The 16727-nt window shown below is 69.7% G+C and carries 12 protein-coding genes and 1 pseudogene; 10 read left to right on the top strand and 3 right to left on the bottom strand.

From position 1 onward, the window contains the following. The first annotated feature begins 65 nt into the window (after positions 1-65). Positions 66-1496 carry a sigma 54-dependent Fis family transcriptional regulator gene (locus tag JGU66_06450; protein ID MBJ6760396.1) on the top strand — a complete coding sequence of 477 codons (1431 nt, stop codon included), beginning with the start codon at positions 66-68 and terminating at the stop codon, positions 1494-1496. A 10-nt stretch (positions 1497-1506) separates the two neighbouring features. Here JGU66_06450 and JGU66_06445 read toward each other — a convergent pair whose 3' ends face one another. Beyond that, positions 1507-1851 (bottom strand): hypothetical protein, encoded by a 345-nt coding sequence (locus JGU66_06445; protein ID MBJ6760395.1) that lies wholly within the window; start codon positions 1849-1851, stop codon positions 1507-1509. Positions 1852-1969: 118 nt separating this feature from the next. Here JGU66_06445 and ileS point away from each other — a divergent pair, with 118 nt between their 5' ends. Beyond that, positions 1970-4885 (top strand): isoleucine--tRNA ligase, encoded by a 2916-nt coding sequence (gene ileS, locus JGU66_06440; GenBank protein ID MBJ6760394.1) that lies wholly within the window; start codon positions 1970-1972, stop codon positions 4883-4885. Here ileS and JGU66_06435 read toward each other — a convergent pair. After that, positions 4839-5681, bottom strand: coding sequence for a twitching motility protein PilT (locus JGU66_06435; protein MBJ6760393.1), 843 nt, complete (start codon positions 5679-5681; stop codon positions 4839-4841). The genes ileS and JGU66_06435 overlap by 47 nt on opposite strands. Positions 5682-6501: 820 nt before the next feature. On the opposite strand from JGU66_06435, the pseudogene JGU66_06430 reads away from it, so the two are divergent. Beyond that, a pseudogene (locus JGU66_06430) lies at positions 6502-7692 on the top strand (endonuclease). Between the two features lie 61 nt (positions 7693-7753). Here JGU66_06430 and JGU66_06425 read toward each other — a convergent pair. Then, complete coding sequence (locus JGU66_06425; protein MBJ6760392.1) at positions 7754-8128, bottom strand: hypothetical protein; 375 nt, start codon at positions 8126-8128, stop codon at positions 7754-7756. 102 nt (positions 8129-8230) lie between these two features. On the opposite strand from JGU66_06425, the gene lspA (JGU66_06420) reads away from it, so the two are divergent. The 7 genes from lspA (JGU66_06420) to JGU66_06390 all read left to right on the top strand — a co-directional run bounded on the left by lspA (JGU66_06420) (position 8231) and on the right by JGU66_06390 (position 16719). Next, a complete protein-coding gene (gene lspA / locus JGU66_06420) occupies positions 8231-8860 on the top strand; it encodes a signal peptidase II (protein MBJ6760391.1) in 630 nt (209 codons plus the stop codon). Positions 8861-8891: 31 nt separating this feature from the next. Then, complete coding sequence (gene lspA, locus JGU66_06415; GenBank protein ID MBJ6760390.1) at positions 8892-9509, top strand: signal peptidase II; 618 nt, start codon at positions 8892-8894, stop codon at positions 9507-9509. 117 nt (positions 9510-9626) lie between these two features. After that, the gene (locus tag JGU66_06410; protein MBJ6760389.1) at positions 9627-10928 is read left to right on the top strand and encodes a prolipoprotein diacylglyceryl transferase; all 1302 of its coding nucleotides are present in this window, start codon (positions 9627-9629) and stop codon (positions 10926-10928) included. A 42-nt stretch (positions 10929-10970) separates the two neighbouring features. Further along, the gene (locus tag JGU66_06405; protein ID MBJ6760388.1) at positions 10971-11942 is read left to right on the top strand and encodes a hypothetical protein; all 972 of its coding nucleotides are present in this window, start codon (positions 10971-10973) and stop codon (positions 11940-11942) included. Positions 11943-12158: 216 nt separating this feature from the next. Further along, positions 12159-12557 (top strand): hypothetical protein, encoded by a 399-nt coding sequence (locus JGU66_06400; GenBank protein ID MBJ6760387.1) that lies wholly within the window; start codon positions 12159-12161, stop codon positions 12555-12557. Positions 12558-12651: 94 nt separating this feature from the next. Next, complete coding sequence (locus tag JGU66_06395) at positions 12652-14310, top strand: rhomboid family intramembrane serine protease (GenBank protein MBJ6760386.1); 1659 nt, start codon at positions 12652-12654, stop codon at positions 14308-14310. A 99-nt stretch (positions 14311-14409) separates the two neighbouring features. Beyond that, positions 14410-16719, top strand: coding sequence for a hypothetical protein (locus JGU66_06390; GenBank protein MBJ6760385.1), 2310 nt, complete (start codon positions 14410-14412; stop codon positions 16717-16719). The last annotated feature ends 8 nt before the right edge of the window (positions 16720-16727 follow it).

Raw genomic sequence — 16727 nt, 5'->3', positions numbered from 1 at the left:
GGAGCCTAGCACGGGCTATCGGGAGCGCATGGCGCGTGGGCGCGCTTTGCTATCCTCGGACGCAGATGAGCCCCCTCGACCCGCATCCCGACGACATCCACACCAGCCCCGGCGATGTCGACGAGGAGCTCGCGCATGCTCCCTCGCTCGGTGAGACGCTCATCGTGGACCCCCGGGCCATGGTCAAGCTCCACAAGTGTCGCCTGGTGGTGACCTCCGGGCCGGATGCGGGCCGCTCCCGGGTGAGTGACAAGGAGCGCCTGCGCTGCGGCGCCCATCCGGGCAATGACCTGGTGCTCGTGGAGGACCGCACCGCCAGCCGCCACCACTTCGAGGTGCAGCACACCGAGCGTGGCTACCTGCTGGTGGACCTGCACTCCACCAACGGCACCTTCCTGGACGGCCGGCGCATCGAGCGGGCGTATCTGTCCGCGGGTTCGCAGATTCGCGCGGGCTCGTCGATCATCACCTTCGCGCCCCTGGACGAAGAGGTGGCGGTCGAGCCGGATCGCGATGGCGAGCTGTGCGGCATGGTGGGGCAGAGCGCGAAGATGCGGAGCGTCTTCGGGCTCATCCGCAAGATTGCCCCCATGGATGTCCCGGTCATCATCCAGGGCGAGACGGGCACGGGGAAGGAGCTGGTGGCGCGCGCCATCCACGAGCTGTCCGGGCGCAAGAAGGAGTCCATGGTGGTGCTGGACTGCGGCGCCATCCCGCCCAACCTCATCGAGAGCGAGCTGTTCGGCCACGAGAAGGGCTCGTTCACGGGCGCGGTGTCCAGCCGGCCCGGTGCCTTCGAGCGAGCGCAGGGCGGCACCATCTTCCTGGACGAGCTGGGCGAGCTGCGCCTGGATCTGCAACCGAAGTTGCTGCGCGCGCTGGAGAACCGCGAGGTGCGGCGCGTGGGCGGCAACGATGTCATCCAGGTGGACTGCCGCGTCATCGCCGCCACCAACCGCGACCTGGTGAAGGAGATCGCCGCGGGCAACTTCCGCGAGGACCTCTACTTCCGTCTGTCGGTCATCAACATCCAGCTCCCGCCTTTGCGGCAGCGGCGGGATGACATCTCCCTCATCCTCAAGCGGGCGCTGGAGGAGCCGGAGGTGGTGGACAAGCACGGGCGCAAGCGGTTCTCGGCCGAGGCGCTGGGGTTGCTGATGGCCTACTCGTGGCCGGGCAACATCCGCGAGCTGACCAACGTGTTGTCACACGTGCTGACCTTCTCCGAGGGCGAGGAGGTGCTCGCCACGCACCTGCCGCCGCGAGTCCGAGGACAGGCGCGCGAGGGGCCGCTGCCCTTCAACGAGCACCTGTCCTTCAAGGACGCGAAGGAGCACCTGCTGGAGAACTTCGAGCGTGAGTACGTCACGTCCGTGCTGTCACGCTGCGAGGGCAACCTCTCCCGCGCGGCGCGGGAGAGTGGCCTGCATCGCAAGTCCATCGAGCGGCTGGTGAAGAAGTATCAGCTCGACACGAAGGGGATGAAGCCTCGGTGAGGCCGTGGGCCTAGCGGTGCTTCTTCTCGCAGGCCTTCATGCACTTATCCACCTTGGCGCCGCAGAGCGAGTAGCACTTCTGGTTGCCTGGCTTGCAACTGCCCATGCACGAGGTGGTGACCGACTCGCACTTCTTCACGCACGCGGGCGCGTCCGGCGTGTTGATGGTGTGGCCGTCCTCGGTGGTGATCTTCCCGCCGCCCGGCGCGCGGTGTCCGCCGTGGTCGTCATGGTCCTCCTCCTGCTGCGAGATGCCCTGCGGCTCCGCGCCGAACGGCGGGCGCTCCGCCTGGGCCGGGCTGCCGAGGAGCAGGGTCGCGACGAGACAGGTGAACAGCAGAGCGAAACGCCTCATGGATGGGGCCTCGGGGTGGGGAGGTTCTCGGACGCGTGACGCGCGTTCCGGGCGGGCGAGCATAGGTCGGGTCTGGCTCGGATTGAAGGCGCGGAGCACCCATGTTACGGGCCCCCCCATGAGCGACGCGCCCGAGGAGAAGGACTACAAGGACTCCGTCAACCTGCCTCGCACCGACTTCCCCATGAAGGGGAACCTCGCGCAGCTCGAACCTCGCATGCTGGGGTGGTGGGCCGAGCAGGATGTCTGGGGTCGCATCCTCCAGAAGAACACCGGCGCCGAGCCCTTCGTCCTCCCCGATGGTCCGCCGTACGCGAACGGCCACCTGCACGCGGGCCACGCGCTCAACAAGGTCCTCAAGGACATCGTGGTGAAGTTCCGCAACATGACGGGGCGCCACTGCGACTTCATCCCCGGCTGGGACACGCACGGTCTGCCCATCGAGCAGGCGGTGGAGAAGCGGCTGAAGGAGAAGAAGATCGACAAGCGCACGCTGTCGAAGGACGCCTTCCTGGAGCACTGCCGGGCATACGCGCTGGAGTTCGTGGAGATCCAGAAGGCGGAGTTCCAGCGGCTGGGCGTCTTCGGGAGCTGGAACGCGCCCTACAAGACGCTCGATTTCTCCTACGAGGCCCAGGAGATCCGCGAGCTGGCCACGTTCGCGCGACGCGGGATGCTCTACCGCCGCAAGAAGCCGGTGTACTGGTGCCTGACGGACCAGACGGCGCTCGCCGAGGCGGAGGTCGAGTACGCCGAGCACACGTCCCCGTCTGTCTACGTGGCCTTCCGCGCGGATCCTTCGCTGGCGGATCGCGTGCCCTCGCTGGAGGGGCGCGAGGTGTCGTTCGTCATCTGGACGACCACGCCGTGGACGCTGCCGGCCAACCTGGCCATCGCGGTGAACCCCTCGTTCGAGTACGTCTTCTACCAGCTCGGTGAGCGGGTGCTGTGCGTGGCCAAGGACCTGCTGCCGCGCGTGCTCGCCGAGGTGAAGGCGGACGAGCTGGCGGTGAAGACCGTGCCCCTGCCGGGCGGTGACGTGTCCGCGGCGGCGCTGGTGGACCCCTCGCGCATCCTCGCGTACGCGCGCGGCGAGGAGCTGGAGCACGTGACGTATCAGCACCCGTTCCTCGAGCGGCGCGGGCGCGTGGTGCTGGGCGAGCACGTCACGCTGGAGGCCGGCACGGGCCTGGTGCACACCGCTCCGGGCCATGGCCAGGAGGACTACGAGGTGGGCCTCCGGTACGGGTTGGACATCTACAACCCCGTGCGCCCGGATGGCCGCTACGACGACAGCGTGGGCGAGCCGCTCGCGGGCAAGCGCGTCTTCGAGGCCAACCCGCTCGTCATCGACCTGCTGGTGGAGAAGGGCGCGCTGCTCAATGACAAGCAAGACACCGTCAAGCACAGCTACCCGCATTGCTGGCGCTGCCACAACCCGGTCATCCTGAGCGCGACGTACCAGTGGTTCATCCCGCTGGACCGCCCGCTCCAGGGGGACACGACGTATCGGCAGGGGGTGCTCGACGCGGTGGACCGCGTGCGCTGGGTGCCCGCGTGGGGACACAGCCGGATCCGCGGCATGCTCGAAGGCCGGCCGGACTGGTGCATCAGCCGACAGCGGAGCTGGGGCGTGCCCATCCCCATCGCGTACTGCGAGGGCTGCGAGGCGGCCGTGGTGTCCCCCGAGTTGATGCATGCCGTGGCGGACGCGGTGGAGAAGGAAGGCGCGGGCGTGTGGTACCGCACGCCAGTGAAGGACTTCCTGGGCGCGGACTTCCGCTGCCCGAGCTGCGGCAAGGGCGAGTTCCGCCGCGAGACGGACATCCTCGACGTGTGGTTCGACTCGGCCTGCATGTTCTCCGCGGTGCTGGAGCGCCGGCAGCGCATCCCCGCCGACCTGTTCCTGGAGGGGAGTGATCAGCATCGCGGCTGGTTCCACTCGTCCCTGCTGGTGTCGGTGGGCACGCGCGACGTGGCGCCCTACAAGGCCTGCCTCACCCACGGCTTCGTGGTGGACGGCAAGGGCGAGAAGATGTCCAAGAGCCTGGGCAACACCGTCGCGCCGGAGAAGATCATCCAGCAGCACGGCGCCGAGGTGCTGCGGCTGTGGGTGGCGGCGAGCGACTACCGCAACGACGTGCGCCTGTCCGAGCAGATCCTCAAGGGCCTGTCCGAGGGCTACCGGAAGATTCGAAACACGGTTCGCTACGCGCTGAGCAACCTCTACGACTTCGACCCGGCGCGGGACGCGGTGGCGGCCTCGGCGCTGTCTCCGCTGGACCAGTGGGCGCGAGGCCGGCTCGCCGAGGTGGTGGCGCGCGTGCGCAAGGCCTACGAGGACTACGAGTTCCACCTTGTCTACGCCACCGTGGTGGACTTCTGCGCGGGCGACCTGTCCGCGGTGTACTTCGACATCCTCAAGGATCGCCTCTACACGTCGCGCACGGACGGGCCGGCTCGGCGAGGTGCGCAGACGGTGCTGCACGAGGTGGCCTCGGTGCTGCTGCGGCTGCTCGCGCCGGTGATGAGCTTCACGGCGGAAGAGGCGTGGCAGGTGCTGCCCGGACGGACTGCGCCGAGCGTGTTCCTCGCGGACTTCCCGGTCGCGGAGGCGAGCCTGGATGCGGCGCTGGCGGAGCGGTACGGGAAGCTGCTCGCGGTGCGCTCGGCGGTGCAGGGCGTCCTCGAGGCCGCGCGTCGCGACAAGCGCATCGGCGCGTCGCTGGAGGCCCGGGTGGTGCTCACCGCGGAGGGCTCCGCGCGCGCGCTGCTTCAGGCGAGCCTCGCGGAGCTGCCGAGCCTCTTCATCACCAGCCAGGTCGAGCTGGAGGATGCGCCAGCCGAAGGCGCCACCGCGCTGGAGCTGACGCAGGCCTTGGGTGAGGGGGCGCGGGTGACGGCGCGTGTGTTGCCGGCGCACGGGCGCAAGTGCCCGCGCTGCTGGACCTATTCGGAAGCAGTGGGGACCGCGGGCGAGGTGTGCCTCAAGTGCCAGGACGCGCTGGGCCCGGTGGCTCCGGCTCGCGCGTAGCCTCGGGTGCGTTGCGCGGGGGCTCGGTCTGCTCCCGCGCGCGCAGGGCCTCCACGATCGCTTCCATGCGTTGGTGATGCGTGCCGGGCCAGAACACGCGGCGGCAGTCGGGGCACTGCTGGAAGCGCGTGTGTCGCTCGGCCACGCCTTCGGGGACCTGGTCCTTCACCGCGTGGGGCTCGGCGGAGTTCAACGGGCCATTGCAGGGAATGCAGCGGGAGAAGGGGCGCATGCGCGAGGTCAGCGCGAAGCGCCGCACCACCTCCACGAGCTGCTCGGAGGGCTCCGTCGCGCGCGGGAAGTAACCCAGCACCACCTCCGAGCGCTTGAGCACGCCCAGGTCTCGCGTGAGCACGACGCGCGACTCGTCATGCGAGATGCGCGCGAGTTCGTCGTCCTCGAAGTCGTTGCGCCACAGGGTGTCGAAGCCGAGCATCCGCAGGAAGCCCGCCAGTCGCCCCAAGCCCACGTCGAGCACGAAGCGCGGCATGTCCGGCAGCGGAGGACCGACTCGAAGCGCGGGCTCGGGTACCTCCAGCGGATAGGACGCGGGCGCCGCGATGACGTGCATCCCGGCCGCCATGCGGTGCGAGAAGTCCACCGCCACGCCGTTCACCAGGATGACGTCGACCTCCGGGTGCGGCGGCCCCAGCGACTCGATGAGGTCCTTGGCCGAGGGACTGCCTTGCAACACATGGGTGAAGGTGACGTCGCGCCGCTCCGCCGGCAGGAAGTCGTTCAACGCGCCATGGAACCGCACGCTGATCGCTCGTTTCGCCTCGCCCGCTTCGCTCATGATCGCTGACTCCTGAGGTTGCATCGCCGGGCTCGGCGGGGCGCCGCTTGCGGGCTCGTGGGCTTTTACCCGGATTTTATTCGCACTGTCCCTGGCTTTCCGAGATTCCAATCCGCCTGGAAAGCACTGGGCCAGACGACCGCTGCACTGAAATCTTCTATAATAGCCCGGTTGGTGCTGTGTCCTAGCCAACAGACCGCTCTCCTACCCCCCTCGGGAGCAAGGATTCAGGTTCACGCGCATGTTGAAGAAGTCATCAGCTCTCTTGGGTGGAGTCGTCGCGCTGATCGCGATCGCGATCGCATGTGGCCCTGATTCGCAGCCTCCTGTTCGCATCCCCGTCCCCCCGTACATCCCCGACGCTGGGGTGCGGGATGCTGGAACGGATGGCGGAGTGGATGCGGGCCTGGATGCGGGTGACTGGGCCGAGTGTGATCCGGAGCTGCAGGACGCTGGCGTCTGCGGACCGAACTGGTCCTGCCGTCCCATCGAGGTCTTTGGCAGCGCGTTCTGCGCGGCCATCTGTGACTCCGCGAAGCCGTGCCAGCAGCCGGGAACGGCGTGCTGCGGCGGCAGCGACGAGGCGACGCAGGACGGATACTGCCTGCCCGTCGAGGAGTGCGAGCGGATCAAGGCGGGCACGGACGGTGGCACCGGAGTCGACGCGGGCACGGAGGTCGATGCCGGAACGACCGTCGACGCGGGCACGGAGGTCGATGCCGGAACGACGATTGATGCAGGCGTGACGACGGACGCTGGCACGACGACGGACGCGGGTACGTCCACGGATGCCGGCACGACGACGGACGCTGGCACGACGACGGACGCGGGTACGTCCACGGACGCTGGCACGACGACGGACGCGGGTACGTCCACGGATGCTGGCACGACGACGGACGCGGGCACGTCCACGGACGCTGGCACGACGACGGACGCTGGCACGACGACGGACGCTGGCACGACGACGGACGCGGGTACGTCCACGGACGCTGGCACGACGACGGATGCTGGCACGACGACGGATGCGGGCACTGACTTCGACGCCGGCACGGTGACGGACGCGGGTACTGACTTCGACGCGGGCACCGGCACCGACGCGGGTACTGACTTCGACGCGGGCACCGGCACGGACGCGGGTTCGGCGACGGACGCAGGCACCAGCACCGATGCGGGCACCAGCACCGACGCGGGCACGGGCTCCGACGCGGGCACCGTCCCCACCTACACGCAGGTCCGCATCATGGCGTCGAACACCTCGAGCGGGAACTACCAGTCCTACGACCCGGGCCACGGCATGCGCTTGATGCAGGGCGTGAAGCCGGACGTCGTCCTCATCCAGGAGTTCAACTACGGAAACAACTCGGCCACGGCGATTCGCCAGATGGTGGACACCACGTTCGGCCCGTCCTTCTCGTACTTCCGCGAGAGCGGCGCGCAGATCCCCAACGGCATCATCAGCCGCTGGCCCATCATCGCCTCGGGCAACTGGGTCGACACCCAGGTCTCCAACCGGAGCTTCGCTTGGGCGCGCATCGACCTGCCGGGACCGCGCGACCTCTGGGCGGTGAGCGTGCACCTGCTCACGGCGAACGCGACCGTCCGCAACACCGAGGCCAAGAACCTCACCACGTTCATCAAGGCCAACGTGCCCGACGGCGACTACCTCACGGTCGGCGGCGACTTCAACTCGGACAATCGCTCCGAGCCGCTGTTCGGATCGTTCTCGCCCATCCTCGTCACCGCGAGCCCGTACCCCGTGGATCAGAACAACAACGGCGGCACCAACTTCGGCCGCAGCAAGCCGTATGACCACGTGCTCGTGGACGCGGACCTGAACCAGTACAAGACCGACACGGTCATCGGGAACAGCGTCTACAAGAATGGCCTGGTGCTCGACAGCCGCGTGTACTCGCCGCTGTCGGAGATTGCTCCGGTTCAGTCGGGCGACAGCGGCGCCACCAACATGCAGCACATGGGCGTCGTGAAGACGTTCAGCGTTCCGAACTTCTAGTCACGGGATGGGGCTCGCGGGGTTGGAGGTCTTCCCTCCCCGCGAGCCGCGAAGGGGAGCTTCAGAAGTTCCACTTGTGCCGGTTGCGCGCCAGGAAGCGCGCGACCGGCGGAATGCGCGCGATGAGCGGGGTGAGCACGAACACGGCCGCGAGCCGGATCGGCTTCACCACCTGCGCCGCCGCATAGGCCGCCGCCAGCGTCCCGGCCTTCGCCCCCGAGCTCTCCGCTTGGAAGCCGAAGCGGAAGGCGACGTAGAAGCCGGCCATCACCACCCCCAGGATGGCGAAGTTCACCACCACGGCCAGCGGGCCGTAGTCGACCATCAAGGCCTTGAAGCGCTCCATGAGGGAGGGCTTCGCGGGGGGCGCGGCGGGGAGCGTTTGTGGGGAGGTGTCGGAGACAGGAGCTTTCACGTCCGGCTCAACAGGCGGCATGGGCGCACCATGCCCCAAACGCTTGTTCGGTGGGAGAACGAGCCTCGCCGGATGGATGGGTTGTCAGCCCTCCGGGCACGGGTTAGAGGTCGGGCCATCGCCATGAAAGCCTCCCTTCGCACCCTCATTCTGGTGGTCCTGGCCGTGGTCGTCGCTGACCAGGGAACCAAGTATCTGGCCGTCTCCCGGCTGACGGATGCCCTGGAGGGGCACAGCGGGCTGGCGCGAGTCTCCGCCTTCGTCACCGAGCAGAACCTGGACAACGACCCGCCCCAGGACGGTGGCCGGCGCCGGGTGACCCAGGCGTACCGCCTCATCGAGGACTACTGGCACTTCCGTTACGTGGAGAACCCGGGAGCGGCCTGGGGAATGTTCGGTGGCCTGCCGGATGCGGTGCGCAAGGCCTTCTTCCCCGTGGTGAGCCTGGCGGCGCTGGCGTTCATCTTCGTGATGTACCGCCGGACCACGCCCAAGCAGTGGCTGGCCCGCACGGCGCTGGCGCTGGTGATGGGCGGCGCGCTGGGGAACTTCATCGACCGGTTGATGCGCGGCTATGTCATCGACTTCATTGACTGGCATTGGCGCAACCAGCCGGGGATGCGCTGGCCCACCTTCAACGTGGCGGACGCCGCCATCTGCGTGGGCGTGGCGCTGCTGCTCCTGGAGTCGCCCAAGGCGAGCCGCCCCGAGCCCGCTCCCGCCGCGCCGCTGACGGAAAGCCCCAACCCGTGACGGGTGGGGCGGGGTGCTATAAACGCACCCCGTGCCGCGCAAATACATCCTCCTTCTCGCCGTCACCCTGGGCGTCATCGCGCTCGACCAGTGGACGAAGTACCTGGTCGTGCAGGACCTGACCACGCGCTTCGATGGCCTGGACTCGCTGGGTCAGCGCCTCTCGGCCCTCTACAGTGAGCCGCCCCCGCAGGGCTTCAACGGCTTGCACTTCCAGCCGAGTCGCCACATCGAGGTCTCCGAGAACTTCTTCCGCATCCGTTACGCGGAGAACCCCGGCGCGGCGTGGGGCCTGTTCCGCAGCCTGCCGCGCGAGACGCGAGGGCCGCTCTTCCACGTCGTCATCCTGGGCGCGGTGGGCCTCATCGTCTTCTACTTCCGGAAGCTGTCCGGAACGGATCCGACGGAGCGCTGGGCGCTGTGGGGACTGCCGCTGGTGCTGGGCGGCGCGCTGGGCAACTACATCGACCGGCTCGCGCGCGGCTTCGTCATCGACTTCCTGGAAGCGCACTGGTTCGACAAGGCCGCGTGGCCCTCGTTCAACATCGCGGACTCGGCCATCTGCGTGGGCGTGGGGATGCTCCTGGTGGATGCCATCGTGCGCAAGGAGAAGCCCCGGGCCACCGAGGGAACGCCCTCCAAGGCCTGACGCTCTCGCGCTCGGCCCGCGGGTGGACAGCCGGCACCTCGTCCCTCCGTCCGCGCCCCTTCTTCGCGTGAAGGCGCTAGCCTTCGCGAGTCCCCGCCTCCGCTCCGGCAGGTCTCCATGCTCCCGGTCCTCCTCCGCCTCACCTTCACCACGCTGTGGACGCAGGTGCTGCTGTACGCCGTGGCCGTGGCCACGCTGGCGTCCATTGCCTACAACGGCTGGCGCGGCGCGCAGGGCACTCCGGAGGGGAAGAAGGGCCCGCGCCCGCCCACGACCACGGACCGCCTGGTGCGCGCCGCGTCCTATGCGGCCCTGGGCGGAATGCTGGCGTACTTCGGCCTCAAGTACGCGCTGCCGGCCGAGGCGTTCCCGGATGGTCGCGGCGAGGGCATCCCCATCCACACGTATGGCGTGCTGCTCGCCACGGGCTTCATCACGGCGGTGACCGTGGCGTCGCGGCTGGCGCAGGACGAGTGGCGCAAGGTGTCCTTCATCGAGGGCAAGGGCTGGGTGGATACCGAGGGCCCGAAGAAGCGCGAGCTGGTCCTCGACATGGCGTTCTGGGTGCTCGTGGGCGGACTCCTGGGCAGCCGTGCCCTGTTCGTGCTGGTCAACTGGCAGGACTACGCCCGCGACTGGACGCAGGTGTTCTCGCTGGGCGGCGGGCTCGTGTTCTACGGCGGCCTGATGGGCGCGGGGCTCGCGGCGTTCGTCTTCGCGCGCAGGCACCAGCTGGACTTCCTGCGCCTGGCGGATGTGTGCATCCCCACGGTGTCCCTGGGGCAGTGCCTGGGGCGGCTGGGCTGCTTCTCCGCGGGCTGCTGCTGGGGCGACGTGGCGGGCAGCCACGCGCATTGGGTGGTGCACTTCCCGGGCTCGGGGCTCGCGCAGGACCTGTTCGGTCGGGTGGCCGGAATCACCAGCCTGGCGTACAGCTCGCAGGCGGCGGACGCGCGCTATGTCGTGGAGTCCACGGGAGAGGTGCTCCACCACGCCACTCCGGACGCGGTGCGCATCTCGGACTGGGTGGCGAGCCACGGCACGACGCTGCCGGTGTACCCCACGCAGCTCTTCGAGTCGGTGGGGCAGCTCGTGCTGTTCATCACCTTGCTCTACGCGCGGCGCTTCCGCCGGTTCCACGGGCAGGTCTTCGCCCAGTGGCTCATGGCCTACGCGGTCCTGCGCAGCACGGTGGAGCTGTTCCGAGGCGACGTGGAGCGCGGCACGCTGCACGGCCTGCTGGCGTCCCTGGACCTGGGCGGGCTGGCGGACGCGGTGCCCCTGGAGGCCTGGTACAACATCTCCACCAGCCAGTTCATCTCCCTGTGCATGTTCACGTTCGGTGCGGTGCTGCTGTCCCGCCGGAGCCCGCCGAGCGCGGTGCCTTCCGGCGTGGGGCCGACACCCTCGGCGGCGTGAGGTTGATCGCCGCGCTTCGGTTGGGGACACTCGAGAGACGACATGCCGCCGAACGAAAACGCCAGGCCGGGGCAGGACGCCAACTCCAGCGAGGCCATCCTCCAGGAGTGCGAGGCGCTGGAAGCGCTGCTCGCGGCCCTGCGCAACTCCTACGAGCAGTACTTCCTGGGCACCGAGCGGCAGGCGCCCACGCGCGCGCACGATGACCTGAAGAAGCGCCTGCTCAAGCTCAAGGGCGCCTTCATCCGCAGCACGGCGGCGAAGTTCCGCGCGCAGTCCCTGCACAACAAGTACCTCACCTACGAGCGGCTCTGGGCCCGCACGCTCCAGGAGATGGAGGCGGGCACCTACCGCCGCGATGTCTTCAAGGCGCGCCGTCGCGCCGATGCTCGCAAGGGCGACGCCCCGGGTAGCGCCGCCGCGCGCAAGGGCACGACGGACATGGCCGAGGAGCTCACTGACCTCGACTACGAGGAGGTGGAGGAGCTCGCGGGCCGCGTGATTCCCAACGAGCCGAAGCTCGCCGTCGTCCCCGCGCCCGTGGCTCCCGCGGTGGCGCCTGCTCGCCCCGCGCCCGTGGCCGCCGCGCCGGTGCCTCCCGCTGTTCGAGGGATGCCCTCCATCACGGCCGTGGTGCCGCCTGTCGCGGCGGTTGTGCCTCCCGCTGCGCGCGCGCCCGCGACGCCTCCGGGCATGGCCGCGAAGCCTCCCGCGGTGGCGCCTCCCGCGTCTGGTGCCGCGCCACGTCCGGTGGCCGCGACGGCCGCGCCTCGGCCTCCGGCGGCCACCGGGTCCGGTGGCATGAGCGACGACAAGCTGCGTGCCGTGTACGACGCCTACGTCACCGCGAAGCGCCGCTGCCAGGAGGACACGTCGAAGCTGTCCTTCGAGTCCGTGGCCGCCACGCTGCGCAAGCAGGTGCCGGAGCTGCTCAAGCAGCACAACGCGAAGGCCGTCGAGTTCAAGGTCGTCATCAAGGACGGCAAGGCATCGCTGAAGGCCGTGCCCAAGTAGGGCGAGCCGCGCTCGCTGACAAGTCACACCTCCCTGGCGTGCGAGGCCCGCGCGCGCTGCGACCCAACACTTCGCGGCGCGGGCGCGGACAAACGTCGGCTCGTCGAAAGGCCTCGGACCCGAGCCCGCCGCCTGGGTTGTCGCCCCCCATGTCGCTCCCTACCTTGCGCAACGACGGTTGCCGATGGACGGCGCGAGACACCACAGGGAGGCGACGTGGGCATGCGGCGGATGTGGCTCGGGTTGTCGGTGACGGTGAGCGTGGCGGCGGCCCTGGGATGCACCTCGCCTCCTGAGGACGCGGACGTCCGGATGGCGACGCTGGAGCGCGAGGGCAAGCAGATGGACGCGGCGCTCGACACGGTGGAGACGCGGCTGTTGGGAAACCAATCCACGGTGGCGATGTGGCAGGAGCTGGGACGCCGTCACCAGGAGGTGTCCGCCATTCAATGCAAGGTGGCGGACGCGCACCTCGTGGCCATCATGCAGCACTACGAGCGCATGGAAGAGAAGGCGCGTCGCCTGAAGCGTCGCAATGGCAGTGGAGACAGCGTGGCCTCCGCGTCCACCACCGTGCTGACGTCGGGCAAGGCGCCTCGGCGGGCGCACTACTGAGCGCTCGGAGTCGGTCGCGTCGCGCGGGCGCGAAGCTGGCGTGAGTCGTTGGGTTTCGGGCAGGCTGCCGGGGATTCCGCCCTGGGAGCCCGCCTTGTCCGTCCCCGAAGCCTCCACGCCCTCCGGAGACGCCGCGCCCCCGACGACGGAGTCGTTCGCCGTCTATCTCACGCGCAAGCTGTTCACCGACAAGGGCTACCACCCGGGCACGGTGCCCGAGGCCCAGGCGCTGGTGACGGCATCGGACGCGGTGCTCACGTACTCGGATGGCATGAGCTGCTGCATCGTCTGCATCATGGATCGCGAGCGGGATCCGTCGCGGCGCTTCACCGTGTCGCCGGAGGTCGTGGCGCGCGTGGCGAACGACTGCCTCAAGTACACGGGCCGCGTGAACGGCGCGAAGCTGCCGCTGGGACTTCATCTCATCGAGGTGGGCAAGGAGCCGCCTTCCACCGCGGACCGCGAGCGCCTCCAGGGCTACCGCACGGGCTTCTTCTCACGCGCTCGCGTGAGCGCCTCGTATGTCGACACGTTCGCGTGTGACGTCTGGCACAACGAGGGCTGGCCTCGCTCCGCGCCGCGCCCCAGCTACCTGCGCAAGTTGTTGGTATCTCCGCGCGTGGAGTCCACGCCGGAGGTCGTGGCGCCGCCTCCCGAGCGACGTCCCGTGCTCACCGTGGCGCTGCTCGCGGCCCTCGTGGCGGTGTTCGGCGCGGAGCACCTCTTTCCCCTCGCGGGAGAGGGCGTGGGCCTGCTCGGGCCGAGCGTCCAGACGCTGTGGGGCCTGGGGGGCTTGGACTGGACCTCCGTGTGGGAACAAGGCCAGTGGTGGCGGCTCTTGACGGCGCCGCTGCTGCACGCGGATGTCTTCCACCTGCTGCTCAATGGCATCGGTCTGGGGTTCTCCGCGTGGATGCTGGAGAAGCAGATCGGCCGCGCCTGGCTGGCGCTCGTGTTCGTGCTGGGCGGCGTGGGCGGCGGGTTGCTGTCCTTGGCGGTGAACCCCGTGGGCGTGGTGTCGGTGGGCGCGTCGGGCGCCATCATGGGCTTGCTCGCGGCCGTGCTGGTGCTCAGTCAGCGGGCTCCAGCGGGCCCCCTCCGCGTGCAGCTTCAGATGGGCGCGCTGCGCTTCCTGGTGCCCTCGCTGATTCCCCTGGCCACCACGCGCACGAGCGACCACGTGGACTTCGCGGCGCACCTGGGCGGAGCGCTGGTCGGAGGCTTGGTGGGCTTCGTGCTCACGCGGGTGTGGCGCAAGCAAGACGCGGTGCCGCCGGGGACGCGGTGGGTGGGTGCGTTGGGCGCGTTGGTGTGCGTGGCGCTGGTGGCGACCGGGCCGCAGGTGGCGCGCGTGCACACGCTCGCGCGGCTGGAGAACGCGCTCATCCCCGCGGAGTCCATGCCCACGCCCGCGGATGACCTGCCCGCGGTGGCGCCGGGATTGGTGGCCCGTTACCCGAGGGATCCACGCGCGCACCTTTTCCAGGCGGCGGTGATGCTGGACGCAGGGGACGCGTCGGGGGCGGAGCGCGAGATTCGCGTGGCCCTGGCCGAGCGCGAGGTCCTGGAGCACTTCTTCGCGGGCGCTCGCCTGCCCTTGAAGCTGCATGAGGTGCTGGCGCGCGCGCTGCTCGCCCAGGGCCGCGACGCCGAGGCGCGCGAGGCGGTGCGCCCGTTCTGCGCTGCGGGCGAGGGCAAGGACGCACCCTCCGAGCTGATGGGCCTGGGATTGTGTGAGACGGGAAACCCTTGAGGCCCCCGAGCGCGCGCGTCTGCGGGTGAAACACGCTGTGCTCAGCGGTGCAGTGCGCGGCGCTTGACCGAGGCGCGTCCGTTCGTCGTTAGTGAGGGCATGGTTTTCGTGCGTGCTCTCTGCGTCGGGTGGCTGTTGTTCGCCGGGCTCGCCGCCGCCGCTCCCGTGATTCAGGTGCCCGAGGGTGGACGTGCCGTCGAGGTCTCCGCGAAGGGTGTCGTCTGCGGTCCTGTTCGCGGGGGCTGGGCACTGACGCCGGATGGGCACGGCGTGCGACCGCCCGCGAAGGTGGAGGATGGCGCGCGCAGCCTGGAGTTGAAGGTGGCCGACGACGCGGCTGCGTGCGCCACCGCGCAGGACTCCGTGACTGTGATTGCCACGGGACCGCTGCCGCGCATCGACGCAGCCACCTCCACGTTCTTTCCCGATGACGGACGCGTGGAGCTGAAAGGCGCGAACCTCAAGGACCTGGGCCTGGCCTGGTCCGGCACGCCGCGCGGAGAGTCCGGCGCGCACGGGGTGATGGAGGGCCAGGATGTCTGTCTTCCGCCCGACTCCGGGGTGCGGCCCGGTGAGTGCGTGGTGCCCGTCACGCCGGGCCTGCCCACGGACGCGGTGCTGACGTGGATTCCTCCGCATGGACGCCGAGGCGCGGAGGTCATCACCTACGACGCCGCGGGGAACGTGGTGGATCCGCAGGTCTTCCGGCTGCGACCGGGGCGGGTGGTGCTCACGCGCCCGCTCGTGCAGTCGAGCGGCATCGACCTGTCCAAGGGCCCGGGCTCGGTGGCGGTGAGCCACTCGGAGGCGCTCGCCTCGGTGGACTGCGGGCTGGCGCGCTGCGAGGTGAATGACGGCGCGGTGAGCGTGCGCAACGTCCCGGGCGAGGATGCGAACGTGACGCTGCGCCTGCGGCTCGCACCGCGCATCCTGTTCGCGCGCGGCGATGCGCTGGAGCAGGTGGTCACCGAGTCCCTCCCCGTGCTCGCCTGTGGACTCACGGCCGTGGAGGGCACGGTGCTGCGCGACGCGGAGAGTCCGGCGCTGGTGCTGCGGCTCGATGCTTCATGCGCGCACGACCCGCGCACCCTCTTCTGGTCGGTCAACGGCGAGCGCGCCCGCGTGGAGCGCGTGGCGAAGGGCTCGGATGGCGTCTACGTGCTGGTGCGCACGAGCGGCACCTCGGAGCCGCAGGTCACCATCACCGCGACCAGCTCACGGCTCGACCGGACCGTGGTGGCCTCGGAGACGGCGAAGACGGAGCCGCTGCCGGATGCGCGCGCCACGCTGGAGCTGCCGGGCGAGGGCACCATCGACTTCATCCCGACCAATCGCCCCGCGGAGGTGAAGGTGTCCTCCAACACGGGCGCGGTGGGGCGCTTCGTGCCGCGTCCAGTCAGCGGCGTCTACACCGTCACGGTGCGCGACTCGACGACGCTGCTCCAGGGCGAGCCCACCGCGAGCGGCTTCGTGTCCCTGCGCTTCGGATATCGGCTGCCTTCGCTGCCGGCGGAGCTGGCCACCGCGGACCTGGTGGTGGTCAGCGAGCGCGTGCAGCGCGCGGTGCGCGAGGCCAGCGTGCCCACGCCCGTGGAGCAGTTGGTGGAGTTCGTCTGCGCGGACAAGCAGGGCCAGGAGAAGGTGCTCGCGCCCAGCTGGCCGCACCGCATCTCCTTCGAGCTGCGCAACACCTGCCGCGTCGTCGTGCACCGCGAGCGCGTGACGCCCGAGCGCGGCATCCAGGAGATTGTCCTGCGCGTCGACGTCACCAAGCCGGACGGCTCGGCGCGGACCGAGAGCCACGTGGAGCAGCGGATGGTCCTGCGTCCTCGCGGTGAGCCTCGCTCCATTCCCATCCAAGGGGCGCTGGGGCAGTACGACCGCATCCTCGTGCAGGTCTCCCACGTGGCGGACGAGTCGCGCTATGCGCTCAGCGCCTCGGACCGCACGGGCCTGCCGTCCGCGCAGTGGACCGCCACCATCGAGGGCGGCCTCATGCGCCTGTACACCATGGCCACCATCCCCGCGGGCCTCTACCGCGCGACGTCTCCGAGCGGCCAGCTCACGCTCAACTTCGGCGTGCTGTCGCGGCTCGTCTTCCTCAACAACGAGGGGCAGGAGCGGCTGGTGGGATTGGAGCTGGGCTTGATGGGATTGGGGCTGGTGCCGCAGTCCGGAGACATCCAGTTCCCGCCCACGCTGGCCGCGGTGACGGGCCTGGGCTTGCGCGTGCCCATTGGCCCCGGCGCGTCCGTGGGCGTGCAGGCGTGGGTGGCGCGCGAGTTCCGAGGCGACATCACGCGCCGCACCAATGGCGACCCCAGCACCGACCGCGTGGTGCCCTCCAGCCGCTGGTCCTTCATCTTCGGACCCAGCATCTCGGTGGGCAACGTGGGCTTCAATCTCTGACGCGAGCG

It is taken from the genome of Myxococcaceae bacterium JPH2, from assembly GCA_016458225.1.
Taxonomy (GTDB): Bacteria; Myxococcota; Myxococcia; order Myxococcales; family Myxococcaceae; genus Citreicoccus.
The sequence above is the reverse complement of the archived record's forward strand: the minus strand, read 5'-3'. Positions and strand labels throughout refer to the sequence as shown.